The organism is Saccharopolyspora erythraea (genome assembly GCF_018141105.1).
GTDB lineage: Bacteria > Actinomycetota > Actinomycetes > Mycobacteriales > Pseudonocardiaceae > Saccharopolyspora_D > Saccharopolyspora_D erythraea_A.
The window spans coordinates 8,048,507-8,075,118 of the sequence record NZ_CP054839.1; the positions used below are offsets into that span (position 1 = coordinate 8,048,507).

Below are 26,612 nucleotides of genomic sequence, written 5' to 3' on the forward strand. Positions count from 1 at the left end.
AGCGCTCCGGCGGTCACCGGTGCGCAACCGACGATACCCAGCAGGCGCCTCGTGCCCCACGGTTTCAGCTCGCGGGCGGGAGGAGACCGAGGACGCCCACCCAGTACACGATCCCGGCCCTGGCGAGCAGGAAGCCGACGATGCCGAGGATCCAGAACCAGGTGTCGTCCTTCTTCTCCCGGCGCCGGGCGAGCCAGCCCTCCATCCTCGGCCGCACGCGCGGCTCGAACACCGCGAAGCCCGCCATCAGCAGCAGCGGCGGCAGCACGAAGATCGCGTTGTAGCTGACCAGCAGCAGCACTGCGGCCACGGGGTCGGCGGTGTGCGAGCGCAGCACGCCGATGGCGCCGAGGTAGGGCAGCGCGGTGGTGAACTCGGCGACGGTGATCGTGAGGCCCGCCGTGAACACCAGCGGCAGCGGCAGGTTCTCCGGCAGCTGCGGCATCCGCACCCCGCCCCGCACGGACTTCGGCGGGAACAGCGCGTAGAGCAGCATCGCCGAGCCGCCCACGGCGGCCAGGGCGTACCCGGCCCGCTCGACGACGAGGCTGTCGGCCAGCCGCATCACCCCGTCGAGCCCGAAGTAGATCAGGACCCCCAGAACGAGATAAGTGGCGAATATCGCACTCACGTATGTGGCCACCCGCTTCCGGTACGGACCGCCGCGCAACAGCAGCAGCACCGTGACCACGAGTGCCGACGGATTGAGGGCGTCCAGCAGGGACAACCCATAGAACCCCAGCAGCGACGGCATGCTTCCTCCGAACCCCAGTTCCGGTCGCGGAGCCATCGTAACCGAGAAAACTGTACGACTGCACAGTTAGTTTGGGCTGGATTTTCACCCAGCGAACCTCGCAGAATCACCGCGTTCCCACCACAGAGCACCGCCCCACTGGTTACCGGCGAGTAATAGGGCGTACGCTCCCCAAACGGACAACCCCCGAAACAGGAGGCCGCGAGCATGGGTGCTGTACAGCTCACGCTTGGCGCGATCTCGGTCGTGCTAGGCGTCGTCGCCTGGAGCATGTTCGCCATGACCATCGCCCGGTTCGTGCGGATCATCCGCCTCGGGCAACCGGACGGCACCCGCAACGGTCCCGTCATGGCCCGGCTGGCCACCATGGTCAAGGAGTTCGCCGCGCACACGCGGATGAACAAGTTCCGCAACGTCGGTGTCTGGCACTGGCTGGTGATGTGGGGCTTTTTGATCGGCTCCCTGGCGCTCTTCGAGGCCTACGGCGAGGTCTTCGTGCCGACGTGGGGCTGGCCGGTGCTGGACGACCTGGCGGTCTTCCACCTGCTCATGGAGATCCTCGGGGTCGGCACCATCGTCGGCATCCTGGTGCTGATCGTCGTCCGCCAGCGCAACCACCCGCGCCGGGCCGGGCGGGTCTCCCGCTTCCAGGGGTCGAACTTCGCCTGGGCGTACTTCATCGAGGCCGTGGTGCTGATCGAGGGCATCGGCATCCTCGGCGTGCGCGCGGCGAAGGCCGCGCTGGGCGTGCACGAGATGCCGCTGTGGGCCGAGTTCGTCTCCGGCCCCGTCGGCGCGCTGCTGCCGGCGAGCCCGGCCCTGGTGTCGGTCTTCGCCTTCGTCAAGCTGATGAGTGCGACGGTCTGGCTGATCGTGATCTCGCGGACCATGACCATGGGCATCGCCTGGCACCGGTTCTCGGCGTTCTTCAACATCTACTTCAAGCGCGAGGACGACGGCGACGTCGCGCTGGGCGCGCTGAAGCCGATGATGTCGGGCGGCAAGCCGCTGGACTTCGAGGAGGCCGACCCCGACACCGACGTGTTCGGCGCGGGCAAGGTCGAGGACTTCTCGTGGAAGGGCTGGCTGGACTTCACCACCTGCACCGAGTGCGGCCGGTGCCAGTCGCAGTGCCCGGCGTGGAACACCGCCAAGCCGCTGTCGCCGAAGCTGCTGATCACCTCGCTGCGCGACCACGCCTACGCCAAGGCCCCCTACCTGCTGGCCGGCGGCAGCAAGGACATGGCCGGTGACGAGGTCGGCATCACCGGCGACGGCGCCGAGGAGAAACTGGCCAAGATCGACGCGCTCGCGTTGGCCGAGGCCGAGCGGCCGCTGGTGGGTGGCCCGGACGAGCTGGGTGTGATCGACCCCGAGGTGCTGTGGGCCTGCACCTCGTGTGGTGCGTGTGTGGAGCAGTGCCCGGTCGACATCGAGCATGTCGATCACATCGTGGACATGCGCCGCTACCAGGTGATGATCGAGTCGAACTTCCCCACCGAGCTGGGCGGGATGTTCAAGAACCTGGAGAACAAGGGCAACCCCTGGGGCCAGAACTCCAAGGACCGCCTGGCCTGGACCGAGGACCTGGACTTCGAGGTGCCGGTGTTCGACGGCGAGCTCGCCGACGATGTGGAGTACCTGTTCTGGGTCGGCTGCGCGGGCGCGTTCGAGGACCGCGCGAAGAAGACCACCCGCGCCGTGGCAGAGCTGCTGCACATCGCCGGGGTGAACTACACCGTGCTGGGTCCGGAGGAGACCTGCACCGGCGACCCGGCCCGGCGGGCGGGCAACGAGTTCATCTTCCAGATGCTGGCCCAGCAAAACGTCGAAGTCCTCAACTCCGTGTTCGAGGGCCGCGAGCCCGGCAAGCGCAAGATCGTCGCGACGTGTGCGCACTGCTTCAACTCGCTGGCCAACGAGTACTCCGAGCTGGGCGGCGACTACGAGGTCGTGCACCACACCCAGTTGCTGAACAAGCTGGTGCGGGAAAAGCGGCTGGTGCCGGTCGCCCCGGTCGCCGAGGACGTGACCTACCACGACCCGTGCTACCTGGGCCGGCACAACAAGGTCTACACCCCGCCCCGGGATCTGGTCGGCGCCTCCGGCGCCACCTACCGCGAGATGCCCCGGCACGCCGACCGGTCGATGTGCTGCGGCGCCGGCGGCGCCCGGATGTGGATGGAAGAACGGGTCGGCAAGCGCATCAACCTGGAACGGGTCGACGAAGCACTGGGCACCGCGCCGTCGAAGATCGCCACCGGCTGCCCGTTCTGCCGGGTCATGCTCACCGACGGCCTGACCGCCCGCCAGAACGAGAAAACCGCCGCCGAAAGCGTCGAAGTCGTCGACGTCGCACAGCTGCTGCTCTCCTCGGTCAAACGCGGTATCGAGGACACTCCGAAGGAGTCCGAGAGCGCCGAAGCCTGATCGGATGACGAAAGAAGGAGGGGCGGACCCGGCCGGGTCCGCCCCTCCTTCGCATTCGCGGTAAGCGAAAAGCTCAACCAACTCGTCGGGACCGAATTCTTCCGCACCCGAAATCGGAGCGCGGACGCGGAGAAGGGCGTGCCACTCGGGGTCCGACCTTCTCCGCGCGGGGGATCAGTGGTGGCGCTCGATGAGGAGGCTGTCCTTGATGTGCTGGTGGAGGTCGAACTTGTTGTTCGCCGAAAGGTCGGACTTGTTGACCAGCCCGTGCTGCTTCACGGTCGCCAGGTCCCCGCCCGAGATGTTGACGTCGGCCAGCGCCGAAGGAGCGGCGAACGCGCTCAGCCCCACAGCGATTCCGGCCGCCGCCGCCAGCTTGAGGAAGCTCGAAGCCTTCATTGGTGAATACCTCTCTTCGTCTGACTCTGGGTTTTCCTCCGGCGACTGTTCAGATCGCCTGGTGACAAGTAGTACGGGCAACTGATCAGCCCCGCTGACCCAATCGGGCACGACCACCCGTCCCGGTGCATTCGAGCCTTCGATAGGCTTCAAAATTCGCCTGCGACTACCCGTTGTAGTTTCACGTTTCCTCGCCGGATGATGTTCGAGCCGCAACGGCGCAGGTCGAAAAGCGTGTCGCTTTCCGGCGCGACCGTGAGGCGCGTGGACCATTGCGCCCACCGGTGCGGTGATGCGGCGGAGAGCGCGCTCCACTCCGGAAAGGCTGTGGATCGCGCGCGTTTCCGCAGGTGGCGCTTACCCGAACGGTATCCCCCACCCCGGTGCCGCGCCGCGCCGTTCTCCGCGGCCACCACTGGACCGAGCGACACACGTCCGAATGCTTTTCGATCTTGGAACGTCGGCTCCCGGGGTGTCGCGGCTCCTACCCGGCGAAGCGATCCAGGAGCTGATCCGCGTCGTCCCACTCGGCCAGCAACCGCGCCGCACGCGCCACCGCACCGTCGGCCAGCCGCGACAACTCACCGGGTTCGAGCAGCGGAGCATCCGGTTCCGCGCAGGCGCGGCGCTGCCGCAGTTCGGCGAGCAGTTCCTCGCGGCCCCGGCCGCGCGCCAGCAACAGCACGAACGGATCGGCGTCCAGCAGCCAGGACACCTGGTGGCCGAGCGCGGCCGCGTGCCGGCACGGGTGCTCGAATCCGGGGCAGTCGCAGTCCGGTTCCAGGTCGCCGATGCCGGGCAGCAGCCGCACACCCGCGTCGTCGGCCGACTCCACCAGCTCGCGCGGCATCTCGCCGTCGAGCAGCGCCGCGATGTGCCCGGAGCGGGCCACGACGCGGTCGAGCAACCGCGACCACTCCGCATCGGTCAGCACCTCGACCGACACCGACGTGCGGTGGGTGTCGTGGTCGCCGTCGACGGACGCGGCGATCCGGCCCGGGCTGACGGTGATCGGCCCGACGTGCCCTCCGCACGCGTACCTGCGCCCCTGGACGAGCTGACCGGGGTCGAGCGCGACGTCCTCCACGGCCCGCAGCCACGCGTCGCCCCACCACGTCCGCGCGGAGCGGCTGCGCCTGCGCGCCCCTTTCCCGAACGCGGGAAACCCCCGCACGCGGTCGTTCATCATTCCCCCCTCAGCTCGACGAGCTCGGCCAGTTCGGCGTCGGACAGCTCGGTCAGCCCCGCCGGACCGCCGTCACCGAGGACGGAGTCGGCGAGCGACCGCTTCGCGCGGAGCACCTCGGCGATGCGGTCCTCGACGGTGCCCTCGGCGACCAGCCGGTGGACCTGCACCGGCCGGGTCTGGCCGATGCGGTGCGCGCGGTCGGTCGCCTGGGCCTCCACCGCGGGGTTCCACCAGCGGTCGTAATGCACGACGTGGTCGGCCCGCGTCAGGTTCAGCCCGGTCCCGGCCGCCTTCAGCGACAGCAGGAAGACCGGGGCCACGCCTTCCTGGAAGTCGCGCACCATCGCGTCGCGCTGCGGCACCGGGGTCCCGCCGTGCAGGAACCTGGTGCTGATCCCGCGTCCGCGGAGGTGGGCCTCCAGAAGCTCGGCCATCGCGACGTACTGCGTGAAGACGAGCACCGAACCACCCTCGGCGAGGATCGTGTCGAGCAGTTCGTCGAGCAGTTCCAGCTTCCCGGAGCGGCCCGTGAGATTTCCCGCGCCCTCGCCCAGGTAGTGCGCGGGGTGGTTGCAGATCTGCTTGAGCGAGGTCAGCAGCTTCACCACCAGGCCGCGCCTCGCCACGTCGGTGCTCTCGGCGATCTCGGCCATGGTCTCGCGCACGACGGCCGCGTAGAGCCCGGCCTGTTCGCGCGTGAGCGGCACGGGCCGGTCGGTCTCGGTCTTGGCGGGCAGCTCCGGTGCGATGCCGGGGTCGGACTTGCTGCGCCGCAACAGGAACGGGCGCAGCAGCGCCGCCAACCCCCGTGCACGTCCGGCGTCGCGCTCGATCGGTTTCGCCCACCTGGAGCGGAATCCGGCGAGCGAACCGAGCAGTCCCGGCGCCGCCCAGTCCAGGATCGCCCACAGTTCGGCCAGATCGTTCTCGACCGGGGTGCCGGTCAGCGCGACCCTCGCGCGGCCGTGGATGGTGCGCAGCGCTTTCGCTGTGCTGGAGCGGTGGTTCTTGACGTGCTGGGCCTCGTCGGCGACGACCAGTCCCCAGTGGACGGTGTTCAGCGCTTCGGCGTCGGTGCGGACCGTCCCGTAGGTCGTGAGCACGAATCCCTCGGCGTCGTCCAGCGAACGACGCGCTCCGTGGAAGCGCCGCACCGGCACGCCGGGGGCGAAGCGGCGGATCTCCCGCTCCCAGTTGCCCAGCAGCGACGCCGGGCATACCACCAGCGTCGGCCCGCTGCGCCGATGCAGGTGCAGGGCGATCAGCGTGACCGTCTTGCCGAGCCCCATGTCGTCGGCGAGGCAGCCGCCGAGTCCGAGGCCGGCGATGCGGGCCAGCCAGCTCAGCCCCTGGAGCTGGTAGTCGCGCAGCGTCGCGGCCAGTCCGTCCGGCTGCGGGAAAACCTCCGGCTTTCCGGCCAGCCGTTCCCGCAGGTCGGCGAGCCCACCCTCGGCGGTGACCGGCACGCGCTCGCCGCCCACGGTTTCCCCCGCCAATGCCGCGCCGAGCGCGGCTGCGGTCGTGACCGGCTTCAGCTCGCGCTTCCACGCCTTGCGGGCGAGCGCGGGATCGACCAGCGTCCACCGGCCGCGCAGCCGCACGATCGGCCGGTGCGCGCGGGCCAGTTCGTCCATCTCAGCGGCGGTGAGCGGGTCGCCGCCGAGCGCCACCCGCCACTCGAACCACAACAGGTCAGTGTCCACAGTGGAGGTTGCGCGGACCGGTCGGATGTGGGCCTGCGCAGTCAAGTCACGCACGAGGTGCTTCGGCCAATGCACGTGGACACCCGCATCCGCAAGCCTGCCGGCATTCCGCAGGAGGTCCTTCAGATCGTCGTCATCGGGTGCAAGCTCGTCCGGCACCTCGGCATCGAGGAGGTGGCGCAACGGCGCCCACACCTGCGCGGCCCGCCGCAACGCGATCACGGTCTCGGCGTGGGCGTCCGCGCCGAAGGCGGGCGCACCGCGCCAGACCTCGGCGGCGTCGGCCACCAGCGCCGGATCGGCCAGGCTGTGGACCTGGACCACCGCGCGGGCCCCACCGTCGTCCTCGACCTCCATGCGCAGCGACACCCGCACGCCGGAGATCGGAAGACCGGAGACCGGACGCGGTTCCATCCCACCGAAGGCGTCGCCATCCGGCGTGCGCGGCAGCCAGTCGGCCACGGCGTCGAGAAACGCACGTACCTGCTCTTCGCCGGCGGGGATAGCGGCCGCCAGCCGCTGGACCCGCACGACGTCGTCGGGTTCGAGCGGCCCGACGGTCCACTGGTCGAAGCCGCCTGACGAGACGCCCGGGACGACCTGCCCGGACGCCACAAGCCGCAGGGCCAGCACTGCTGCCGCGGCCCACGGACCACCGACCACGCGCAGCGCCTCGACGGCTTCACCGATCGCCAGCGCGCGGCCGTCCGCCGCCGCCATCCGGCCCAGGCGGGGAGGGTCGGCAGCCTCGAACACCAGCGGACTGGGTACTGCGGGGTCGTACACGGGATGCTGCGCCCTGGGCTGCGTCGCCTCGCGCACCGACTGTCCGCTCTGCAGCGATTCGCCCGCTGCGCCATCACTCGCCGACGGCCCTGCCAGCTCACTCCCCGCCGACTCGGCCACCGCCGGACCGTCCCCCTGCGTCTCTGTCCGTGCCGGTTCGGATACCGGGGCCCGGACCGCTGCCACCACCGCACGCGAACCCCAGGCAGTCGCCAGCGCCGCCCCGTCCGCTACCGCCGCTGGTTCCGACACGTCCGCCGGTTCCGGCATCTCTGCCGCTTCCAACACCGCCGCTCGTTCCAGCGTCTCCGCCGGTTCCGGTCTCTCCGCCGGTTCCGGCACCTCTGCCGGTTGCGGCACCTCTGCCGGTTGCGACACTCCCGCTGGTTCCGGCACCGCCGCATGTTCCGGCACCGCCGCACGTCCCAGCGCCGCCGCTGGTTCCGCTACCGCCGCTCGTTCCAGCATCTCCGCTGGTTCCGGCCTCTCCGCCGCTTCCACCGCACGATCCGCCGAAGCCAACGGCCACCGCCCCTCCCAGTCGACCCGTACGCCGTACGGTACCTACTACGCAAAGGGCGGCGTCCGTATTCCCCATTCCCCGGAAAGCACTGAGGGCGCCTCCCAACGTCGTCGGGAGGCGCCCTCGGGAGCCGTGTTGCCGCGGTCAGCGCATCAGCGGCCCATCTCCTCCAGGGACCGGCCGTTGGTCTCCTTGAGGTAGCGGACCACGAACACCAGCGAGATCAGCGCGAACGCCGCGTACATGAAGTACGTCGCGGGCAGGTTCCAGTCGCGCAGGCTCGGGAAGCTGACCGTGACCAGCCAGTTCGCCACCCAGTTCGTCGCGGTGCCGAGCGCCAGCGCGGCGGCGCGGATGCGGGCCGGGAACATCTCACCCAGCAGCACCCACATCACCACACCCCACGAGCCGGCGAAGAACAGCACGAACGCCGAGGCGGAGACCAGGGCGACAACACCCCACTGGGCGGGCAGGTGCGCGTCCTCGCCGACGACCTCGGCGAAGCTGAAGGCCCAGCCGGTCACGGCCAGCGAGACCGTCATACCCAGCGAGCCGATGACCAGCAGCGGCTTGCGGCCGATGCGGTCGACCAGGGCGATGGCGATCAACGTACCGATGATGTTCACGATCGAGGTGAACAGGCTCAGCAGCAGCGAGCTGCTCTCGTCGATACCGACCGACTGCCACAGCGACGACGAGTAGTAGAAGATCACGTTGATGCCGACGAACTGCTGCAGCGCGGCGATCGCCATCCCGACCCAGACGATCGGCAGGACGCCGAACTTGCCGCGCAGGTCGCTCAGCTTCGGCTTGTGCTCACCACCGAGGGCCTCGGTGATCTCTGCGATCTTGGCGTCGGGGTCACCACCCTCGATCTTGGCCAGGACCTCACGCGCGCGGTCGAGCTTGCCCGCGGCGACCAGGTAGCGCGGCGACTCCGGGATCGCCGAGGCGACGACCAGGTAGATCACCGCCGGGATCGCGGCGACGCCGAGCATCCACTGCCAGGCCTGCAACGGCCCGAGCATGCCGGAGGCGCTACCGCCCGCGGCCGCGGCGAGCCCGTAGTTGACCAGCTGCGACAGGGCGATGCCCAGGACGATCGCGAGCTGCTGGAGCGAGGCCAGCCGTCCCCGGTACGCGGCGGGCGCGACCTCGGCGATGTAGGCGGGTGCGATCACGGAGGCGATACCGATCGCCACGCCGCCGATGACGCGCCACACGGCGAGGTCCCAGATCGCGAAGGGGACCGCCGAACCGACGGCGCTGATGATGAACAGGATCGCGGCGAGCTGCATGACCCGGATCCGGCCGATCCGGTCGGCCAGGCCGCCTGCGATCCCCGCCCCGACGGCGGAGCCGAGCAGCGCCGACGAGACGGTGAGTCCGGTCATCGCGGACCCGACGTTGAAGTGCGCCTGGATGGCGTCGACGCCTCCGTTGATGACGGAGGTGTCGTAGCCGAAGAGGAAGCCGCCCAGGGCGGCCGCTCCGGCGATCATCACCACGTGGCCCAGGTGTTCGGTCGAAGCGCCAGGGGCTCGCGACTGCGATACCGACATCGAGGTCTCCCGCTGCCCGCTCGCCGATCCAGCCCCTTTGCGGGATCGTTCCAGTGCGCCGGGCCACGACACCGTAAGTTCTGAACCCGCACTTGACTTCCACGATTCAGAGTGAGGCTTCTCACCTTGCCCTCTGAATCGTTCATGTTCTATTTTGCGGCCGCTGACCAGCAGCAACAGCGCGGAGTCGTCCGATTACAACCAGCGACTCGCGACACTGGCTGTTATCAGCGGCGGGCATCAGCACTCGATGCCTTCCCAGGCCAACCCGCGGCGCAAGCCCGCGCCAGCGCTCGAGGCCTACCGTGTCAGCGCTTGGCGCCTGCGCGCGTCAACGCTGCTCGTTCCCTACCCGCGTCAGCGCTTCGTGTCCGCGCGGACGAAGTTCAGGTACGCGCGCGACGGCGTCGGCCCCCGCTGGCCCTGGTACCGCGACCCGGCCTGCTTGGTGCCGTACGGGTGGTCGGCCGGACTGGAGAGCCGGAACAGGCAGAGCTGCCCGATCTTCATGCCGGGCCACAGCGTGATCGGCAGGTTGGCGACGTTGGAGAGCTCCAGCGTGATGTGGCCGGTGAAGCCCGGGTCGATGAAGCCCGCGGTGGAGTGCGTCAGCAGCCCGAGCCGGCCCAGCGACGACTTGCCCTCCAGGCGGCCGGCGAGGTCGTCGGGCAGGCTGACGAGCTCGAACGTCGAGCCGAGGACGAACTCACCTGGGTGCAGCACGAACGGCTCGTCGTCGGGCACCTCGCGCAGGGACGTCAGCTCGTCCTGCTGCTGCGAGGGGTCGATGTGGGTGTACTTGGTGTTGTCGAACACCCGGAAGTAGCGGTCCAGCCGCACGTCGATGCTCGACGGCTGGATCATCGCGGCGTCGAACGGATCGAGTTCGAGGCGGCCGTCTTCGAGCTCTTTGCGCAGGTCCCGGTCACTCAGCAACACGCGGCAAGCGTATCGGGCAGCCAGTTGCGGATCTTCGACGGCCATCATGCTAGGCTGTGACGCGCCGGTAACGGCACTGCGGATGTAGTTCAATGGTAGAACATCAGCTTCCCAAGCTGAGAACGCGGGTTCGATTCCCGTCATCCGCTCAACACACAAAGACCCAGGTCAGAGCGCTACACCGCTCGCCTGGGCCTCGGCGTTTCTAGATCATTCCGGGCGCTCAACAACGTGCCGACGACGCTGCTGTCCACCACAAGTGCCGTTGCAGTTCCAGCGCTCACATCGGGTTCCTGAGGGTGTCTTTCCCGGTGTTCCTGAGGGTTTCCCTCCGCACCATTGATCCCGGGTGGTCGGCAGGACGAGTTCCGGCAGTGTCGGCGTTGCGCAGATTTCTCTGCGCGTCGTGACGGTTCTCCGCTACAGCACCGCGTTAGCCTTCGTGCCCCTTGCGGTGTACGGAAACGCCGGTGATTGCCTGGCCGCCGTTCCGCAGGTGCGGAAGGCCCAGGCCGGAGCGTTGATCTGCTCCGCCTGGGCCCTCGTTGACTCGAATCAGGCCGCCGGCTGGTCCGGGTTGTCGGGGGTTTCGCTGGAGTCGAGCTGGCCATTGCCGTTGGCGTCGCCCGGGCTGAACGGAGGCACCTGCGTCGGCAGCTGGTCCGGGTTGTCCGGAGTCTCACTGGAGTCCAACTGCCCGTTGTTGTTGTCGTCGCCCGGGCTGCCCACGGGCACCTGGGTCGGCAGGTGGCCCGGGCTGACGGGCGTGACCGTGACCTCGGTGCCCTTGAGCGGTTCGCCGGCCGGCAAGAAGGCGGCGACCTCGGTGGGCTGTCCCGCTGCCAGGGTCGGGAGGGCGAACGACACCGAGGTGGGCTGCGAGGGGTTCGGTGCGGCGGCGATCTCCTGGATGATGCGCGACTCTGCCGGGTGCGCGGCGGTGAGGTTCACCGGCGGTGCCTGCGACGCGTCTGGCACGACCGTGACACCGCTGATCGGAGCGTCACCGGTGTTGAAGGACATCGCGGTGGGCGTGCCCTCCAGCGAGCAGTTCGTGGTCGGGCTCGCGGCGGTGTAGGTGATCAGGAAAGCCTCGTGGCCTGCCGCGTGCGAGGGGTCCTTCGTCACCTGCACCCGGACGTCCTCGCTGGAGCACGGCTTGTCGCTCGGGTTCGCCAGCGCGGCACCAGTGCCGAGCACGGCGGCTCCAGCGGCAGCACCGGTGACGGCGAGAGCCAGGGCGGTACGGCGGAAGTGCTTCATCATCTCAGTTCCTCCTCATCGGTTCGTCATCCCTGAAGACGCGCATCGGCACGCGGGGATGCGCCGGTGTGGGGTCCGCGATACAGAAGCAACCCGGGAGGTTCCCGTGCGTCCCCAAACGCGCGGAAACAGCTGGCGATATGGAGCCGGGATTTTGCGGGCAGGCATGGTGGCGGGGTCCTGAAATACCGATGGCGCTTGGGTTTTCGTTGTCATCGCGGGCGTGCCAAATCAGGTGCGGCGGTGGACGAGGCGGTGGCACGATCGCCGTATGTCCGTTTCGCGTGGTGGATTGTTGCGGTGGCAGTTCGAGATGAACTGGTCGTTGTTCGAGCTGCACCTGGATGCCTTGGAGGAAGAGGACTTCCTGTGGGAGCCGGCTCCGGTCGTCTGGACGGTGCGCCCGGGGGCCGACGGCGTGTGGGTGCCGGACTGGGCCGAGTCGGAGCCGGATCCGATGCCGGTGCCGACGATCGGGTGGGTCACCTGGCACATCGGCTGGTGGTGGTCGGTGACCATCGACCACGCGCGGGGACGCGTGCCGCGGGACAGGACGGAGATCGCCTGGCCGGGGAACGGGAAAGCGACCGTCGAGTGGTTGCGGGGCCTGCGTGACGAGTGGCTGGACGTGCTGGGACGGTTGACGGACGCGGATCTCGACGCGCCGGCGCCTTTCCCGTGGCAGGACGATCCGGAGAAGTCCGTGGGGCACATGGTCGCCTGGGTGAACGCGGAGCTGATGAAGAACGTCGCCGAGATCGGGCAGTTGCGTCTCGTGCGGGCGGCGGGCGGAGAGTCCGGTCGGAGCTGACGCGTCGATGCCGACGAAACGTTGGCCTTGTCGCAACGTCGAGGTTTTTACTCGGTGCATGCGGATTGGTGAGCTCGCCGAGCTGGTCGGGGTGTCGACGCGGACGGTTCGGCACTACCACCGACGCGGACGGTTCGGCACTACCACCGGCGGCGGCTGATGCCGGAGCCCGTGCGTCGGGCCAACGGATACCGGGTGTACGGGCTGCGGGATGCGATCGTGCTGGCGCGGATCAGGCGGCTCACGGAGCTGGGGTTGAGCCTCGACGAGGTCGGGGACGTGCTGGCCGACGATCAGGGGCGTGAGCTGCACGAGATCCTGCTCGCCTTGGATGAAGACCTTGCGGTGCAGGAGCAGCGGATTCGGGAGCGCCGCAGGCGTCTCGCCGTGCTCATCGAGAGCGCCGGACGGGGAGAACTCGAAGCCGACGATGCGGTTTCCGAAGACATGCGGCGGTTTCTGGGCGAACGCGACTCGGCCGTCGGGGGCCTGCCGGCATCGGATATGGCCGAGCGCGAGCGTGAGCTGCTGGCATTGATGGACTCGACCGGCGGTGGCGATCGGCTGCTGGCGGCGATGCTCCCGGTGACGCCGGAAGATGCGGTCCGCGGGCATGAGCTGCACCTTCGACTGGACGAATTGGCGAATGCGGCGGTGGACGATCCGCGCGTGGAAGCGTTGGCCGAGGCCATCGTCGAGAGCGTTCCGGCGGAGGTCGTGTCGGCGCTCGAGGCGGAGGGGCTTCGGGACCTCGACATGGGCGACTCGTTCAGCGCCGCCTTGCTGGGGTCGGTCGCCCCGGCGCAGGCCGAGGTGTTGAAGCAGGTCATCCGGCTGCTCGCCGAGCGGGTGGCGAAGTCGTGAACGGGGTCGCGCGGCGGCTGGCCGTGCGCGCCGAGCGCGAACGGCACAGCGGGGCGGCGATCCAGTTCGCGGACGAAGACGTTCCGGAGCCGCAAATCGCGGTGGGCGGCTGGACCGATGTCGTCGTCGAGTTGGAGAGAGCCGTGTCCGTGACGAAACCGGACGGCACGAGCGGCATGGCGAAGAGGATGCGATTCCGTTGCGACGACGGCAGAAACGCCGTGACCAAGATCCGCGCTGAAGCGGCGAGGGCGTGAGGTGCGCCGCTCGGCGGCTGGGGACCGCCGAGCGGCGCGGTGCGTCAGGTCAGCTTGATCTGGCGGTTGACGTCCTTGTAGAGCAGGTAGCGGAACTTGCCGGGACCGCCCGCGTAGCAGGCCTGGGGGCAGAAGGCGCGCAGCCACATGAAGTCACCGGCCTCGACCTCGACCCAGTCGTCGTTGAGCCGGTAGACGGCCTTGCCCTCCAGGACGTAGATGCCGTGCTCCATCACGTGGGTCTCGGCGAAGGGGATCACCGCGCCCGGCTCGAAGGTGACGATGTTGACGTGCATGTCGTGGGCCAGGTCGCCCGGGTCGACGAACCTCGTGGTCGCCCACGCGCCGTTGGTGTCGGGCATGGGGGTCGGCTCGACGTCCTGCTCCTGCACCGCGAACGCCTTCGGCGTGTAGCCCTCCAGCGGCTCGTAGGCCTTGCGGACCCACTGGAACGTGGCGTTCTCACCCGACTCGTTGGCCACCGACCAGTTCGCGCCGGCGGGCAGGTAGGCGTAGCCGCCCGGGGTGAGGGCGTGCTTGTCGCCTTCGATCACCACGTCGAGGTTGCCGGTGAGCAGGAACAGGACGGACTCGACGCCGCTCTCCGGTTCCGGCTCGGTGCTGCCGCCGCCCGGCGACACCTCGACGATGTACTGCGCGAACGTGGTGGCGAACCCGGCGATGGGCCTGGCGAGGATCCATGCGCGCGTGCCGTTCCACCCCGGCAGGTTGCTCGTGACGATGTCGCGGAGCACTCCGCGCGGGATGACGGTGTACGCCTCCTTGACGATGGCCCGGTCGGTCAGCAGCGTGGTCTGCGACGGAAGGCCGCCCTCGGGGGCGTAGTACGTCGGCTCGCTCAAGTTGAACTCCTGTCTTGATCGACGTTCACACGCTGCCGTGCAGTGCTGCCGGGTTTGCGCCGCGCTGGAGCGTTCTCGGACGTCCTCAGAGTAAGGCCCGAGCGCGGCCTCGGATAGCTCTCAGACCCCTACGTATACGTCACACCGCGAGCGCCTGATCGGCGCTGAATCGATTTGGGGGAGCCTCCGGAGCACCGGGGCACCCGGGTCAGCGGCGGAAGACGAGCGTGCGCTGGGCCAGGAAGTTGAACGTCGTGCCGATGCCCTGGGAGACGGCCCAGGCGAGGGTGAGGTGCCACGGCGAGGCCGGCAGGAGGCGGTCGGCCGCGGCGTACGCGCCGACGATCAGGGCGAAGGTCATGGCGTAGACGACCGCGACCGCGGCGGCCTCGCGGGCGTTGCGCTTCGACGTGAAGGTCCAGCGCCGGTTGAGCAGGTAGGCGGTGGTGCTGCCCGCGGCGAAGCTGAGCGCCCGCGCCGGAGAGTCCCACAGGCCGAGGCCGACCATGACCAGCAGGCTGCCGTAGTCGACCACGGCCCCGACGACGCCGACCAGGCCGAAGCGGAACGCCTGGGTCAGGAATCCCCGGGGAGCGGCGGCAGCGTTCGACACCGAGTTCGACACCAAGACAAGTCCCCAGCCCTTCGCAGGTCCCCCGACCCGGCATCGGACGCTACCAACTCACGCCTCCGGGTGGCCGGCAGCGCAGCCTTGTCCCGATTCTTTCGCATGTTGTCCGCCGGGACACTCGTGGGCGGCGGGCCGGGCGCGCACGCTCGGGGACATGACACAGAGCATCCGGTCTCCCATCGAGAAACCCCGCGTTCACCGCGCGTGGTGGGTGATCACCGCCGCCGGGCTGGCGATCATCGCCGCGGGCGCCTTCACCACGATGTCGGGGCTGCTGGTCACTCCTCTGCACCACGAGTACGGCTGGTCGCACGGCTCCATCAGCGTCGCCGTGTCGGTCAACATGGTGCTCTACGGCCTGACCGCGCCGTTCGCGGCGGCGCTGATGGACCGCTTCGGCATCCGCTCGGTGGTCGCCGGGGCGCTCTCGCTGGTCGCGCTCGGCGCGGTGCTGACCACCGTCATGACCGCGGCGTGGCAGCTCACGCTGTACTGGGGCCTGCTCGTCGGGCTCGGCACCGGGTCGATGGCGATGGCCTTCGCCGCGACCGTCGCGGGCCGCTGGTTCGTGGCGCGCCGCGGCCTGGTCACCGGGATCCTGACGGCCGCGAGCGTGTTCGGGCAGTTCGTGTTCCTGCCCGTGCTGTCCTGGATCGCCGACACCTACCAGTGGCGGGCCTCGCTGGTGACGGTCGCGCTGACCGCCGTCTGCGTCGTGCCGGTGGTGTGGCTGCTGCTGCGCGACCACCCGGCCGACGTCGGCGTGAAGGCCTACGGCGCGACCGAGTTCGAGAGCAAGCCCGCGCCGGTGCCCGGTGCGGCGCGGCGGACCGTGCGGGTGCTGCTGACCTCGGCGCGGACCGGGCCGTTCTGGCTGCTGGCGGGCACGTTCGCGATCTGCGGCGCGTCGACCAACGGCATCATGTGGAGCCACTTCGTGCCCGCCGCGCACCACCACGGCATGCCGGTCACGATCGCGTCGTCGCTGCTGGCGATGGTCGGCATCTTCAACGTGGTGGGCACGGTCGGCTCGGGCTGGCTCACCGACCGCCTCGACGCGCGGTGGCTGCTGGCCGGCTACTTCGCACTGCGCGCCGTGGCGCTGATGTGCCTGCCGCTGCTGTTCGCCGCGACGGTACGGCCGTCGCTGGTGGTTTTCGTCGTCGTCTTCGGCGTGCTCGACGTGGCCACCGTGCCCCCGACGATCGCGCTGGCGCACCGCTTCTACGGCGAGGACGGCGCCATCGTCTTCGGCTGGGTCAACGCCTCGCACCAGCTCGGCGCCGGGCTCATGGCGTTCCTCGGCGGCGTGACCCGCGACCTGTTCGGCTCCTACGACCTGGTCTGGGTCGCCGCGGGCGGGCTCTGCGTGCTGGCGGCACTGCTCTCCCCGTTGATCCGCGGTCGCAGCGGAGACGGGAACGCGCTCGAGACCGAGCGCAGGTCGGCGGTCGGCGTCGACTGAACCGGATTCGGTACCAAGGAGGGATTCCTCGTGGACGCACTGGCCATCTTGCTGCTGGCGACCGTGGCCGGACTGGCCCTCGCGCTGGACGGCACCCTGCTCGTCACGTGGTGGCGGGGCAACCTGGACCGCCCGGCGACGCACTAGTCCCGGCATCCGGCGAACGCGGTGGTGGCTTCGGCCATCACCGCGTTCTCATGCGCCGGCGCCCTGCAGCTCCGGTTCGCCGCCCTCGACGACCGGGGTTCCGCGGAAGGTGTTGCGGTAGGCGCTCGGCGACACCCCCAGCGCCGACTGGAAGTGCTGGCGCAGAGAGGCCGTGGTGCCGAAGCCCGCGTTCTCGGCGACCTGCTCGACCGGAATGTCGGTGTCCTCCAGCAGCTGCCGGGCGCGCTCGATGCGCTGCTGGATCAGCCACTGGCCGGGCGAGATGCCGACCTCCTCCCGGAACCGGCGGGTGAAGGTGCGGGTGCTCATCGACTCCTTGCTGGCCAGGTCGCTGAGGTTGAGCTGGAGGTGGATGTTCTTGAGCGCCCAGGCGCGGGCGCTGCCCGTCGACGAGGTCTCCGGCTCGGGCACGGGCGTCTTGATGAACTGGGCCTGGCCGCCGTCGCGGTGCGGCGGGACGACCGTCGAGCGCGCCACGTCGTTGGCGATGGCCGCGCCGTGGTCGGAGCGGATCATGTGCAGGCACAGGTCGATTCCGGCGGCTTCGCCCGCCGAGGTCAGCACGTCGCCCTCGTCGGTGTAGAGGACGTTGGGGTCCAGCCGAACCGCGGGGTAGAGCTTGCGGAAGTCGTCGGCGGACTTCCAGTGCGTCGTCGCGCGGCGGCCGTCGAGCATGCCCGCGGCGGCGAGCACGAACGCGCCGGTGCAGATCGAGGCGATCCGGGTCCCCGGCCGGATCCTGGCCAGCGCGTCGGCCAGCGGCTCGGGCAGCCTGCCCTCGGTCTCGGTGGCGTCGAACTCGTGCGAGGCGGGGATGAGCACGGTGTCGGCGTCGGCCAGTGCTTCCGGGCCGTGCTCGACCATGATCGGGAAGTCGGCGTCGGTGCGCACCGGCCCCGGCACCAGCGCGCAGGTCACGAGTTCGTACAGGGCTTCGCCGTCGGCGTCGGCGGCCTGCCCGAAGAGCTGGTGGACCAGGCCCAGCTCCATCGGCAGCAGCCCGTCCCGGACGAGCACCGCGACCCGGTGCCGGGACGCCCCCTCCGACACCCTGGCTCGATTCTTCGTCACCATGGCCCGATTCTTGCAGTCCTGCGCCGTTCTCGGCGGGCCATGAGCGGAGCTCGCTCCGTTCGGTCCGCCGCCGCGCACTCTGAACGGGTCAGCCGGCGCGGCCTTTGGCACCACGAAAGTCCGGGTGGCGCCGCGGTCGCCGAACCCGACGCGCGAGCCCGGGGCGCGAAGTTGGCTCGAAGTTTTTCGTTCCTGACCGCGAGATATCTCGTCAGGCCGATCTTCCGGGGGCATGATTTCGGGCATGGGAAGGCGACCGGGAATTCAGGCGGAGGCGGAACTCCCGCCCGGCGCGGACGGGACAATCGCCGATTCGCCCGAATCGGACGCGACCGTCCGAACCACCCGGAAATCGCCCACCCGGACAACGTAAATCAATCGTCACCCGGACGAACCAGAACGAAACCAGCGAATGCGTGCGGGGCACGGTACGGTTTCCGGCTATCGATCCGGAACGCCCGAGACAGGAGGTTGATCCGATGAGCGCCGACCTTCGCGAAGAGGTTGTTTTCCGCACCCCCGAGCCGAAGGATGGCCAGGCGGTCTGGGAAATGGTCAGCAACGACCGCCAACTCGACACCAACAGCCCCTACTACTACACGATGTGGTTCCGCGACTTCGCCCACGAGTCGCTGGTCGCGACCGTGCGGGACGAGATCGTGGGCTTCCTGACCGGCTACCGGCGCCCGGACGAGCCCGAGACCTACGTGGTCTGGCAGGAGGCCGTCCGGCCGCGGCACGGCATTCCCAACCTCGGCGTCGACATCTTCGAGCACGCCGCCGCGCAGCAGATCGCCGATGGCGCGAAATACGTGGAGGCCACGGTTTCGGCCAACAACAAGCCGATCATCTGGGTCCTGAAGAAGTTCGCGAAGGCCCACGCCGCCGAGGTCGAAACCGGCGTGCTGTTCCCGAGCGACTACTTCCCCGGCGAACACCACGACGAGGTGCTCTACCGGATCGGTCCGATCGCGTCCTGAGGGGCGCGAAAACCGCGTCCGAAAAATTCCGGTCAGAACACCGGTTCACCGCGCGCAGGCGGACCTCGTCTGCCGGCTGAATGCTCTGACGATCGACTCGTTATCAAACCGCCGGAAAGGACCCGCATGAGCACGCCAGAATCCAGCATCCAGGGTGCCGCGTTATCCGACATCGCCGAGGAATTCGGCACTCCGCTGTTCGTCTACGACACCGAGGTGCTGCAACGCACCTACCGCGACCTGCGCGACCGGCTCCCGAAGCAGGTCGACGTGTTCTTCTCCCTCAAAGCCAATCCCAACATCAGCGTCTGCGCTTTCCTCGGCAGGCTCGGCGCGGGCGCGGAGGTCTCCTCGCACGCCGAGCTGGTCACCGCGCTGCGAGCCGGGGTCGACCCCGCCGACGTGATCTTCCTCGGTCCGGGCAAGAAGGACCACGAGCTGCGCGCCTGCCTCGACGCGGGCGTTCACGCCGTCGTCTGCGAGTCGCTGGAGGAGCTGACCAGGCTCGACCGGATCACGGCCGCTCGTGGCGGTGGCGAGTGCATCGCCGTGCTGCGGGTGAACCCGTCGTTCGGCACCAAGGGCTCCGGCCTGGCGATGGGCGGCAAGCCGCGGCAGTTCGGCATCGACGAGGACGTGATCGCCGAGGCCAAGAGCCACATCGTGGCGCTGGCGCACGTGCGGGTCGCGGGCGTGCACGCCTACATGGGAACGCGGTTCCTGGACCAGGCCGACGTCGTGCACAACACCGGCCAGATCCTGTCCACCGCCGAAGCGCTCGCGGGCAGGCTCGGAGTTCCGCTGGAGACCGTGGACTTCGGCGGCGGTCTGGGGGTCGCCTACTTCGACAACGAACGGGACCTCGACCTCGACGCGCTCGGCGCGGGCATGCGGGAGGTCGTGGAACCGTTCGCCCGCCGCAACCCCCGCTGCCGGCTGATCATGGAGCTCGGGCGGTACCTGACCGCGATGGCCGGTACGTACGTGGTGCGGGCCGAGTACGTCAAGGAGTCCATGGGCGAGCAGTTCGTCGTCGCCGACGGCGGCACGAACCACCACATGGCGGCGGTCGGCATCGGCAGCTTCGTCAAGCGCAACTTCCCGGTCCGCCACCTCGGCGCCCCGGCCGGTGCCCCGCACCGCCGGTACTCGCTGACCGGCCCGCTGTGCACGCCCAACGACGTCGTGGCCAAGAAGGTCGAGCTTCCCGAGGTCAGGCCGGGCGACCTGCTCGGTGTCGAGCGCTCCGGCGCCTACGGCCCGACGGCGTCACCGGGCCTGTTCCTCAGCCACGGCTACCCGGCGGAGGTCGTCGTGCACCGCGGCCGCGCGCGGCTGGTGCGCGAGCGCGACACCACCGAGGACCTGCTCGCAAAGCAGCGGCTGGTGGACTTCTCATGAGCGGGGCGACACCCGGCATCGGCGTGGACGTGCTCGACCGCACCGAGCTCCGGCGGCTGACCGAGCGCGACTGGTTCCTGCGCTTCGCCTACGCGCCCGAGGAGCTGGCCAGCGCCGACGAGCTCGGCGCCGAACGCCGCCAGGAGTTCCTGGCCGGGCGCTTCGCCGCCAAGGAGGCCGTGCTCAAGGCACTGGGCAAGGGGATGCTGCAGGGCATCGCACCGCGCGAGATCTGCGTCGGGAAGGCGCCCGACGGCGCACCCGAGGTGCGGTTGCCCGGCCGTCGCACGCCACCGGTCGCACTGTCCATTTCGCACAAGCAGAACGTGGTCACGGCAGTGGCCATCAGCATGCCCGGCCGCGACGACCCGGCCGGCGCCCGGAACCGGAAGGAGGAGAACGGCGAGATGACGACCTCCCAGCTCGAACGCGACACCGCTCGGGCGACCACGGGTGACGAGGAAGCGGCGACCACCGCGTTCCTCCGCGTCCGCGTCGGACAGGAGGACGCCCACTACGGCGGCGGACTCGTGGACGGCGCCCGCGTGCTGAAGCTCTTCGGCGACCTCGTCACCGAGATCACCGTCCGCACCGACGGAGACGAAGGGCTGCTAGCGGGCTACTCGGACGTGCGGTTCACCGAACCCGTCCAGCCCGGCGACTACCTGGAGGCCACCGCGCGCATGGTGCGCAGGACGAGGCTGCGCCGGATCGTGGAGCTCCAGGCCCGCAAGGTCATCGCGGCGCGGCCCGAGGACGGTGCCAGCGCGGCCGAACCGCTCGAGGAGCCGCTGCTGGTGTGCAGCGCGACCGCGACGACCGTCATTCCCGCGGGCAAGGCCGAGAAGACCGGGGAGGGACGATGAACACCGGACCGCGACTGCTGCACGACCTGCTCGACGACGCCGTCCGGCGCGCCCCGGGCGCGAAGGCGCTGACCTGCCGCGGGCACACCCTCACCTACGGCGAGCTGGGCTCGGCGAGCATCCGCATGGCGCGCAGGCTGCACGAGGAGGGCGTCTCCCGCGGCGAACGCGTCGTGGTGAAGTCCGAGGACGGGCTCGCCACCGCGGCGCTGGTCTACGCGGCCTCCCGGCTCGGCGCGGTCTTCAGCGTGCTGCACGAGCAGGTACGCGGCGAACCGCTGGTGCACGTGCTCGAGGACGCCGAGCCGACGCTGGTGATCAGCGACGACCCCGAGGCTCGGACCACGGCCGCCGAGCACGGCGTCCGCGGCCTCGACAGCGGTGGGCTGGTCGAGGACGCGTTGCGCACCGGCGAGCCCTTGCCCGACTTGCCCGAGGACCTGGTGCTGGCCGTCGACCCGATCTGCCTGATCTACACCTCGGGCACCACGTCGCTGCCCAAGGCCGTGGTCAGCACCCACCAGCAGGTCGTGTTCTCGGCGGCGGCGATCCAGCAGTGCCTGCGGTACCGGGACGACGACGTCGTCTACTGCCCGTTGCCGCTTTCCTTCGACTACGGGCTCTACCAGCTGTTCCTGGCCACCGCCGCCGGCGCGCACCTGTGGCTGGGCACCGTGGCCGAGTCCGGGCCGCCGCTGCTCAAGCACCTGGAGGCCAGCGGTGCGACGGTGCTGCCGGGCGTGCCCTCGGTGTCGGACCGGCTGGCGTGGCTGCTGCGCCGGAGCAGCAGCAAGCCGGAGCGGCTGCGGCTGCTGACCAACACCGGCGCGGCGCTCAGCGACACCACCACGCGCCGGCTGCGGGAGAGCCTGCCCGGCCTGCGCATCCAGCTCATGTACGGGCTCACCGAATGCAAGCGCGCCGCGATCATGCCGCCCGACGGTGACCTGGAACGCCCCGGCTCGTCCGGCAAAGCGCTGCCGGGCACCGAGATCACGGTCATCGGCGACGACGGCGAGCGGCTGCCGCCGGGTGAGCTCGGGCAGTTCGTGGTGCGCGGGCCCCACGTCATGGCGGGGTACTGGCGGCGACCGGAGCTCGACGCCGAGCGCTTCCACCGCGGCGAAGGGCTGTTCCCGGAGCTGCGCACCGGCGACTACGGCTGGCAGGACGACGACGGCTACGTCTACTTCTCCGGCCGCCGCGACGACATCTACAAGGAGCGCGGATTCCGCGTCAGCGCCACCGAGGTCGAGGCCGCCGCACGCCGGGTCGACGGCGTCCGGTCGGCGGCGGTGCTCCCGCCCGAGGACAGGCGTCCCGCGCTGCTCGCGGTCGAGTCCGGCCTCGACGGCGAGCAGGTGCTGGAGCGGATGCGCGAGCACATCGAGGCGTTCAAGATCCCGCGCCGCTGCGTGCGGCTCGACGAGCTGCCGACCAACGCGAACGGCAAGTTCGACCGCAAGCGCATCGCGGTCCTGGCCGAGGCATGACCAGTAGGAGGGAAGAGGCATGGAGCGAAACGACGTCCGCACCGCCCTGGAGAACGCGCTGACCGACGTGCTGGACCGGCCGGTGAACGGCCTGGACGGCGACGTGCGCCTGTTCGACGACCTGCACCTGGACTCCACCACGATGCTGGAGATGCTGATGGAGCTGGAGGACTCCATCGGCCTCGAGGTCGACGCCGAGGACCTCGACGTCGACGACTTCCAGACCGTCGACACGTTCCTGGACTTCGTGCTGTCCACGCGGCCGGTGAAGGCCGGCGCCGCCGGCTGAGCACGCGGAAACCCCGGAAAACGAGCCGAAAGGTGGTATCGAAGCGATGATCGTGCGTTCGTTCGAGGAGATCGAGGACACCGAACGCCACATCAAGGGCGCCAAGGGAACCTGGGAGAGCAAGCGCATCGTGCTGGCGCGGGAGAAGGTCGGCTTCTCCCTGCACGAGACCGTCGTGAAGGCGGGCACCGAGACGTCCATGTGGTACGCCAACCACATCGAGGCGGTGCTGTGCGTGGAGGGCGAGTGCGAGCTCACCAACGACGAGACCGGTGAGAAGCACTGGATCACTCCCGGCACCATGTACCTGCTGGACGGCCACGAGAAGCACACACTGCGGCCCAAGACCGACTTCCGCGCGGTGTGCGTGTTCAACCCGCCGGTCACCGGCCGCGAGGACCACGACGAGAACGGCGTCTACCCGCTGCTGACCGAGGCGAGCTGACCCATCGTGCGGCGTACGCCGCACCGCAGAAGACGTCCCGTGCCTCCCACTCCCACCGGGGAGGCACGGGACGTCGCGCGCTAGCCCTCCGCTCCGATGTGGACGGTGTTGCCGTCGGGGTCCGCGACCGAAGCGACGCGCTCGCCCCACGGCATGTCCAGCGGCTCGGCGAGCACGGGCGCACCGGCGTCGCGGAGCCGGGCCACCGCGGCGTCGACGTCGTCGGTGTAGAGCCACAGCGCGAAGTTGTGCCCTCCGGTGGCCTCCGGAGCCCGGCCGAGCCCCAGGGTGAAGGCGTGCAGGACGAGGGTCACGAAATCCGGCTCACCGTCGGCGGGGAAGCGGTAGTCCTGCCGGAATCCCAGTGCGTCGCGGTAGAAGCGGAGCGCGCGGCCGAGGTCCGGCGTGGAGATGATGGGGAACGCGTCCCTGAACATGCCGGGAGCGTAATGCCGTCAGCGGCGTTTCACAGGACGACGAACAGGACCGCGGAAAGCGTGGCGCTGGTGGCGGCGGCCGCCAGCAGGGCGACTACGGCCCCCCGCCGGGACCGCGGCGCGGGTCTCAAAGCCGGCGGGGCCGGCATCCGCGGTGCCTCGCCGTAGGCGGGCTGGCCCCAGGGGACCTGGGGCGAGGCGGGCGCGGGGCCCGCCGGCTGCGGCTGACTCGGCGGGAGCGGGACGCTCTGCGTCGTCTCGCTCCATGGAGGGGGTGGTAGTGGCTGTCCGGCGGGTGGGGTCTCTTCGTCGATGGCCGGTGGTGCGTACCCCTGGTCGTAGCCGGAGACGTCGTCGCGTTCCGCGTACTCGACGTCTTCCTGCTCGACGTCTTCTTCGGCCGCGGGGTAGGGGTCCGCGCCGGGTGAATGGCCGTAACCCGGGGAAGGCCGCAGGTCCGCGGACGGCACCCACTCGTGGCGCGGCGGAACGAACGGGGACGGCGCCTGCGGGGGGTTGGCCGGTGCGCTCGCGGGCATGTCCGGCGGCTGATCCTGCGCCGAAGCCGTCGCCACTGCGTTCCACGGTCGCACGGGACCGTCGACCGGCGGATTCGCCGCCAGTTCCGGTGCGGGCGCCCGCGTCTGCGACATCAGCATCCGCAGCAGTTCGTCGCTGCGGCGGCGTTCGCGGCGGTCGGCGAGGGTGATCCACAGCGCGGCGAGCGTCAGCAGCAGGCTGATGCCGGCGAGCCCGGCAGACAGCACTGACGCGAGCTTGTCCGCTGTGTCGAGGTCCACGTCCGTCTCCGCAGTTCGCGCCGCACCGGCCCGCCCGGGGCGCCACGCCATCATCGCAAGCCACCGCGCCGGAGTTCCAGCGGTTCCGCCGAAGATCGCCGCGCCAGGCAACCTCCGAAGCGTCCGCTACGTCTTCCGGGGTGAAGACGATGTGCACATCGGTCTCCAGATCCGGACCCGAACCTGGAGGTCGAACATGAGACGCAAGCTCGTGACCGGCGTGGCCGCGGCGTCGATGGCGGTGCTCTCGCAGGCGCCCGCTCACGCGCAGGAACCCGGCGTCAAGGCGGACATCGACGGTGACGGCCGTGCCGATCCGGTGTCGTTGCGGCAGGTTTCCGACGACCAGATGCTGCTGCGCGCCGGACTGAGCGAGGAGTTCACCGACGCGGTGGTGCAGGGCAACGCCAGGGGGCTGCCGCTGATCCCCGTCGACGTCGACGGCGACGGGACCGACGAGGTGATGGTCCCGGAGTCGGTCGGGGCCAACACGGTCATCTACACGACGTGGCGCTACACCCCGGAGGCCGGGCTGCACCCGGTGCGCACCGCAGACGGCAAGCCGCTGGGCCTCGCCGAAGGCGGCGGTGCCAGGGCGCTGTCCACCTACGGCTGCACCCCGGCGCCCGACGCGCGCCTGCTGGTCGCCGTCAACGCCTTCGCGACACCGGACGACTCGGCGTTCGAGGGCGAGCGGGTGACCTACTCGGTGCGCGACGGCATCGCCACGCTCGTCACGAGCGCCCCGGTCCAGGGCGCGGGCCGCGACGACCCGCAGCTCCAGGCGGACCCGGCGACCTGCGCTCCGCTCGACTGACCGGCACGTACCCGCTCGCGCGGCGGGCCGCGCACGCCGCGCGGCCCGCCGGCGGCGCGGAGAATCCGATTGCACGGCGCCGGGTAGTGCTGCGAGAGTCGCGGCACGTGAGCGATGAACGCCTGCTGAGCGAGCGCAATCCCCTCCCCGCCGCCGTTCCCGAACGGCTCCGGGCACAGCTGAACTTCCTCATCGAGGTGGACCAGCTCAAGACCGTGCTGCGGCAGTCGCCGCTGGCCGCGGTGGAGCGCAGGGAGAACGACGCCGAGCACTCCTGGCACCTGGCGATGATGGTGCCGGTGCTGGCCGAGTACTCCGACGAGCCGATCGACGTCGGGCGCACGATCCAGCTCGTCGTGGTGCACGACCTGATCGAGATCTACGCCGGCGACACCCCGCTGTACGACGCCGAGGCGGGCCTCGACCAGGAGGCGCAGGAACGGGCCGCGGCGGACCGGCTGTTCCCGCTGCTCCCTGCCGACCAGGCCGAGCACTTCCGCGCGTTGTGGGACGAGTTCGAGCAGCGCAGGACGCCGGAAGCGCGCTTCGCCAAGGCGATGGACCGCCTGCAGCCGTTCCTGCTCAACTGGATGGCGCGCGGCGGCACCTGGCAGGCACCCGGTGTGACCGTCGACGACGTCCGCAGGCGGAAGTCGGTTATCGGCGACGCGTCGTCGCCGCTTTGGGAAGCGGCGCGGGAGATGATCGACGAGGGCGTGCGTCGCGGCTGGATGCGGCCCTCATCCTGATCACGCCGCGGCGGCGGGAGTGCGCAGGAGGCGGATGCCGAGGCCGATGAAGGCAACGCCGGTGACGCGGTCGAGGACTCGGCGCACCGCGGGCCTGCCGAGGAAGCCGCGGATGCGGTCGGCCAGGACGACGAACAGGCCCCACCAGACGACGCCGAACGCCACGGTGATCAGGCCCAGCAGCAGGGTCTGCGGCAGGACCGGCATGCCGTCGGAGATGAACTGCGGCAACAGGCTGACGAAGAACAGCATCGCCTTCGGGTTGGACGCGTTGGTCAGGAAGCCCTGGACGAACGCGCGGCGGTCGCGGGTGCCGTCCTCGACCGGTGCCGGGGCCGACGTCGGGGCGCCGCGGCGCGACGACCACAGGGCCTGCACCCCGAGGAACAGCAGGTAGGCCGCACCCACCACCTTGACCACCATGAACGCCGTCGCCGACTTCGCGAGCAGGGCCGATAGCCCCAGCGCCGCCGCGGTGCCGTGCAGGCACACCCCGGTCAGCACGCCCGCCGCCGCGAGCCGGCCCGCGCGCCTGCTCCTGGTCGCGTACCGGAGCACGATCGCGAAGTCCGGCCCGGGTACGACGTAGGTCAGCAGCATGACCGCCAGGAAGCCCGTGAGCAGCGTCAACGACATGGGAAGCAGCGTAGGCAG

Annotated in this window: 27 protein-coding genes and 1 tRNA gene; 15 read left to right on the forward strand and 13 right to left on the reverse strand. The window is 70.0% G+C overall.

Features of this window, described 5'->3' with window-relative positions:
• Positions 1-64 precede the first annotated feature (64 nt).
• The gene (locus HUO13_RS36315; protein ID WP_211899343.1) at positions 65-754 is read right to left on the reverse strand and encodes a GAP family protein; all 690 of its coding nucleotides are present in this window, start codon (positions 752-754) and stop codon (positions 65-67) included.
• Between the two features lie 207 nt (positions 755-961).
• Between HUO13_RS36315 and HUO13_RS36320 the strand changes: the two genes are divergently transcribed.
• Positions 962-3,184 carry a (Fe-S)-binding protein gene (locus HUO13_RS36320; RefSeq protein WP_211899344.1) on the forward strand — a complete coding sequence of 741 codons (2,223 nt, stop codon included), beginning with the start codon at positions 962-964 and terminating at the stop codon, positions 3,182-3,184.
• Positions 3,185-3,358: 174 nt separating this feature from the next.
• On the opposite strand, the gene HUO13_RS36325 is transcribed toward HUO13_RS36320, so the two are convergent.
• The 5 genes from HUO13_RS36325 to dcd all read right to left on the reverse strand — a co-directional run bounded on the left by HUO13_RS36325 (position 3,359) and on the right by dcd (position 10,285).
• Positions 3,359-3,583, reverse strand: a complete 225-nt coding sequence (locus HUO13_RS36325; RefSeq protein ID WP_211899345.1) for a hypothetical protein — start codon at positions 3,581-3,583, stop codon at positions 3,359-3,361.
• A gap of 484 nt (positions 3,584-4,067) precedes the next feature.
• Positions 4,068-4,772, reverse strand: a complete 705-nt coding sequence (locus tag HUO13_RS36330; RefSeq protein WP_249124327.1) for an SWIM zinc finger family protein — start codon at positions 4,770-4,772, stop codon at positions 4,068-4,070.
• The gene (locus HUO13_RS36335) at positions 4,769-7,195 is read right to left on the reverse strand and encodes a DEAD/DEAH box helicase (RefSeq protein WP_211903396.1); all 2,427 of its coding nucleotides are present in this window, start codon (positions 7,193-7,195) and stop codon (positions 4,769-4,771) included. Before HUO13_RS36335 ends, HUO13_RS36330 begins: the two co-directional genes overlap by 4 nt.
• A gap of 741 nt (positions 7,196-7,936) precedes the next feature.
• Entirely contained in the window at positions 7,937-9,346 is a 1,410-nt protein-coding gene (locus HUO13_RS36340) for a sugar porter family MFS transporter (protein WP_211899346.1), read from the reverse strand.
• Between the two features lie 357 nt (positions 9,347-9,703).
• Entirely contained in the window at positions 9,704-10,285 is a 582-nt protein-coding gene (dcd, locus tag HUO13_RS36345; protein WP_211899347.1) for a dCTP deaminase, read from the reverse strand.
• Between the two features lie 78 nt (positions 10,286-10,363).
• Here dcd and HUO13_RS36350 point away from each other — a divergent pair.
• Positions 10,364-10,434: transfer RNA gene (locus HUO13_RS36350), tRNA-Gly, on the forward strand.
• A 406-nt stretch (positions 10,435-10,840) separates the two neighbouring features.
• Here the strand turns inward: HUO13_RS36350 and HUO13_RS36355 are convergent.
• The gene (locus HUO13_RS36355) at positions 10,841-11,551 is read right to left on the reverse strand and encodes a DUF4232 domain-containing protein (RefSeq protein ID WP_211899348.1); all 711 of its coding nucleotides are present in this window, start codon (positions 11,549-11,551) and stop codon (positions 10,841-10,843) included.
• Between the two features lie 268 nt (positions 11,552-11,819).
• Here HUO13_RS36355 and HUO13_RS36360 point away from each other — a divergent pair, with 268 nt between their 5' ends.
• The 4 genes from HUO13_RS36360 to HUO13_RS36370 are packed head-to-tail and all read left to right on the forward strand — an operon-like array spanning position 11,820 to position 13,480.
• On the forward strand, positions 11,820-12,359 hold the full coding sequence (locus HUO13_RS36360) for a DinB family protein (RefSeq protein WP_211899349.1): 540 nt from the start codon (positions 11,820-11,822) through the stop codon (positions 12,357-12,359).
• A 58-nt stretch (positions 12,360-12,417) separates the two neighbouring features.
• Entirely contained in the window at positions 12,418-12,519 is a 102-nt protein-coding gene (locus HUO13_RS38230) for a MerR family DNA-binding transcriptional regulator (RefSeq protein WP_282975534.1), read from the forward strand.
• Between the two features lie 11 nt (positions 12,520-12,530).
• Complete coding sequence (locus HUO13_RS36365) at positions 12,531-13,223, forward strand: MerR family transcriptional regulator (RefSeq protein ID WP_282976987.1); 693 nt, start codon at positions 12,531-12,533, stop codon at positions 13,221-13,223.
• Positions 13,220-13,480 (forward strand): hypothetical protein, encoded by a 261-nt coding sequence (locus tag HUO13_RS36370; RefSeq protein ID WP_249124328.1) that lies wholly within the window; start codon positions 13,220-13,222, stop codon positions 13,478-13,480. Before HUO13_RS36365 ends, HUO13_RS36370 begins: the two co-directional genes overlap by 4 nt.
• Before the next feature lie 44 nt (positions 13,481-13,524).
• On the opposite strand, the gene HUO13_RS36375 is transcribed toward HUO13_RS36370, so the two are convergent.
• Positions 13,525-14,343, reverse strand: a complete 819-nt coding sequence (locus HUO13_RS36375; RefSeq protein WP_211899350.1) for a bifunctional allantoicase/(S)-ureidoglycine aminohydrolase — start codon at positions 14,341-14,343, stop codon at positions 13,525-13,527.
• A gap of 208 nt (positions 14,344-14,551) precedes the next feature.
• Complete coding sequence (locus tag HUO13_RS36380) at positions 14,552-14,956, reverse strand: GtrA family protein (RefSeq protein WP_249124329.1); 405 nt, start codon at positions 14,954-14,956, stop codon at positions 14,552-14,554.
• A gap of 172 nt (positions 14,957-15,128) precedes the next feature.
• On the opposite strand from HUO13_RS36380, the gene HUO13_RS36385 reads away from it, so the two are divergent.
• Positions 15,129-16,439, forward strand: coding sequence for an MFS transporter (locus HUO13_RS36385; RefSeq protein WP_211899351.1), 1,311 nt, complete (start codon positions 15,129-15,131; stop codon positions 16,437-16,439).
• A gap of 195 nt (positions 16,440-16,634) precedes the next feature.
• Here the strand turns inward: HUO13_RS36385 and HUO13_RS36390 are convergent, their stop codons facing one another.
• Positions 16,635-17,681: a GlxA family transcriptional regulator gene (locus HUO13_RS36390; protein WP_211899352.1), complete on the reverse strand. Its 1,047-nt coding sequence runs from the start codon at positions 17,679-17,681 to the stop codon at positions 16,635-16,637.
• A gap of 479 nt (positions 17,682-18,160) precedes the next feature.
• Between HUO13_RS36390 and ectA the strand changes: the two genes are divergently transcribed.
• The 6 genes from ectA to HUO13_RS36420 all read left to right on the forward strand — a co-directional run bounded on the left by ectA (position 18,161) and on the right by HUO13_RS36420 (position 23,155).
• Positions 18,161-18,661, forward strand: coding sequence for a diaminobutyrate acetyltransferase (gene ectA, locus HUO13_RS36395; RefSeq protein WP_211899353.1), 501 nt, complete (start codon positions 18,161-18,163; stop codon positions 18,659-18,661).
• Positions 18,662-18,787: 126 nt separating this feature from the next.
• Complete coding sequence (locus HUO13_RS36400) at positions 18,788-20,062, forward strand: diaminopimelate decarboxylase (protein WP_211899354.1); 1,275 nt, start codon at positions 18,788-18,790, stop codon at positions 20,060-20,062.
• A complete protein-coding gene (locus HUO13_RS37980) occupies positions 20,059-20,928 on the forward strand; it encodes a holo-ACP synthase (protein WP_249124330.1) in 870 nt (289 codons plus the stop codon). The genes HUO13_RS36400 and HUO13_RS37980 overlap by 4 nt, the downstream gene beginning before the upstream one ends.
• Positions 20,925-22,421: a class I adenylate-forming enzyme family protein gene (locus HUO13_RS36410; protein ID WP_211899355.1), complete on the forward strand. Its 1,497-nt coding sequence runs from the start codon at positions 20,925-20,927 to the stop codon at positions 22,419-22,421. Before HUO13_RS37980 ends, HUO13_RS36410 begins: the two co-directional genes overlap by 4 nt.
• 19 nt (positions 22,422-22,440) lie before the next feature.
• The gene (locus HUO13_RS36415) at positions 22,441-22,710 is read left to right on the forward strand and encodes a phosphopantetheine-binding protein (protein ID WP_211899356.1); all 270 of its coding nucleotides are present in this window, start codon (positions 22,441-22,443) and stop codon (positions 22,708-22,710) included.
• Between the two features lie 46 nt (positions 22,711-22,756).
• Positions 22,757-23,155, forward strand: coding sequence for an ectoine synthase (locus tag HUO13_RS36420; protein WP_211899357.1), 399 nt, complete (start codon positions 22,757-22,759; stop codon positions 23,153-23,155).
• An 80-nt stretch (positions 23,156-23,235) separates the two neighbouring features.
• Here the strand turns inward: HUO13_RS36420 and HUO13_RS36425 are convergent, their stop codons facing one another.
• Positions 23,236-23,592, reverse strand: coding sequence for a VOC family protein (locus HUO13_RS36425; RefSeq protein ID WP_211899358.1), 357 nt, complete (start codon positions 23,590-23,592; stop codon positions 23,236-23,238).
• A 29-nt stretch (positions 23,593-23,621) separates the two neighbouring features.
• Positions 23,622-24,392: a hypothetical protein gene (locus HUO13_RS36430; RefSeq protein WP_211899359.1), complete on the reverse strand. Its 771-nt coding sequence runs from the start codon at positions 24,390-24,392 to the stop codon at positions 23,622-23,624.
• Positions 24,393-24,588: 196 nt separating this feature from the next.
• Here HUO13_RS36430 and HUO13_RS36435 point away from each other — a divergent pair, with 196 nt between their 5' ends.
• Together HUO13_RS36435 and HUO13_RS36440 are read left to right on the forward strand one after the other, a co-directional pair.
• Positions 24,589-25,209 (forward strand): hypothetical protein, encoded by a 621-nt coding sequence (locus HUO13_RS36435; RefSeq protein WP_249124331.1) that lies wholly within the window; start codon positions 24,589-24,591, stop codon positions 25,207-25,209.
• A 107-nt stretch (positions 25,210-25,316) separates the two neighbouring features.
• Complete coding sequence (locus HUO13_RS36440) at positions 25,317-25,958, forward strand: HD domain-containing protein (RefSeq protein WP_211899360.1); 642 nt, start codon at positions 25,317-25,319, stop codon at positions 25,956-25,958.
• Here the strand turns inward: HUO13_RS36440 and HUO13_RS36445 are convergent, their stop codons facing one another.
• Positions 25,959-26,594 carry a LysE family translocator gene (locus HUO13_RS36445; RefSeq protein ID WP_211899361.1) on the reverse strand — a complete coding sequence of 212 codons (636 nt, stop codon included), beginning with the start codon at positions 26,592-26,594 and terminating at the stop codon, positions 25,959-25,961.
• Positions 26,595-26,612 lie beyond the last annotated feature (18 nt).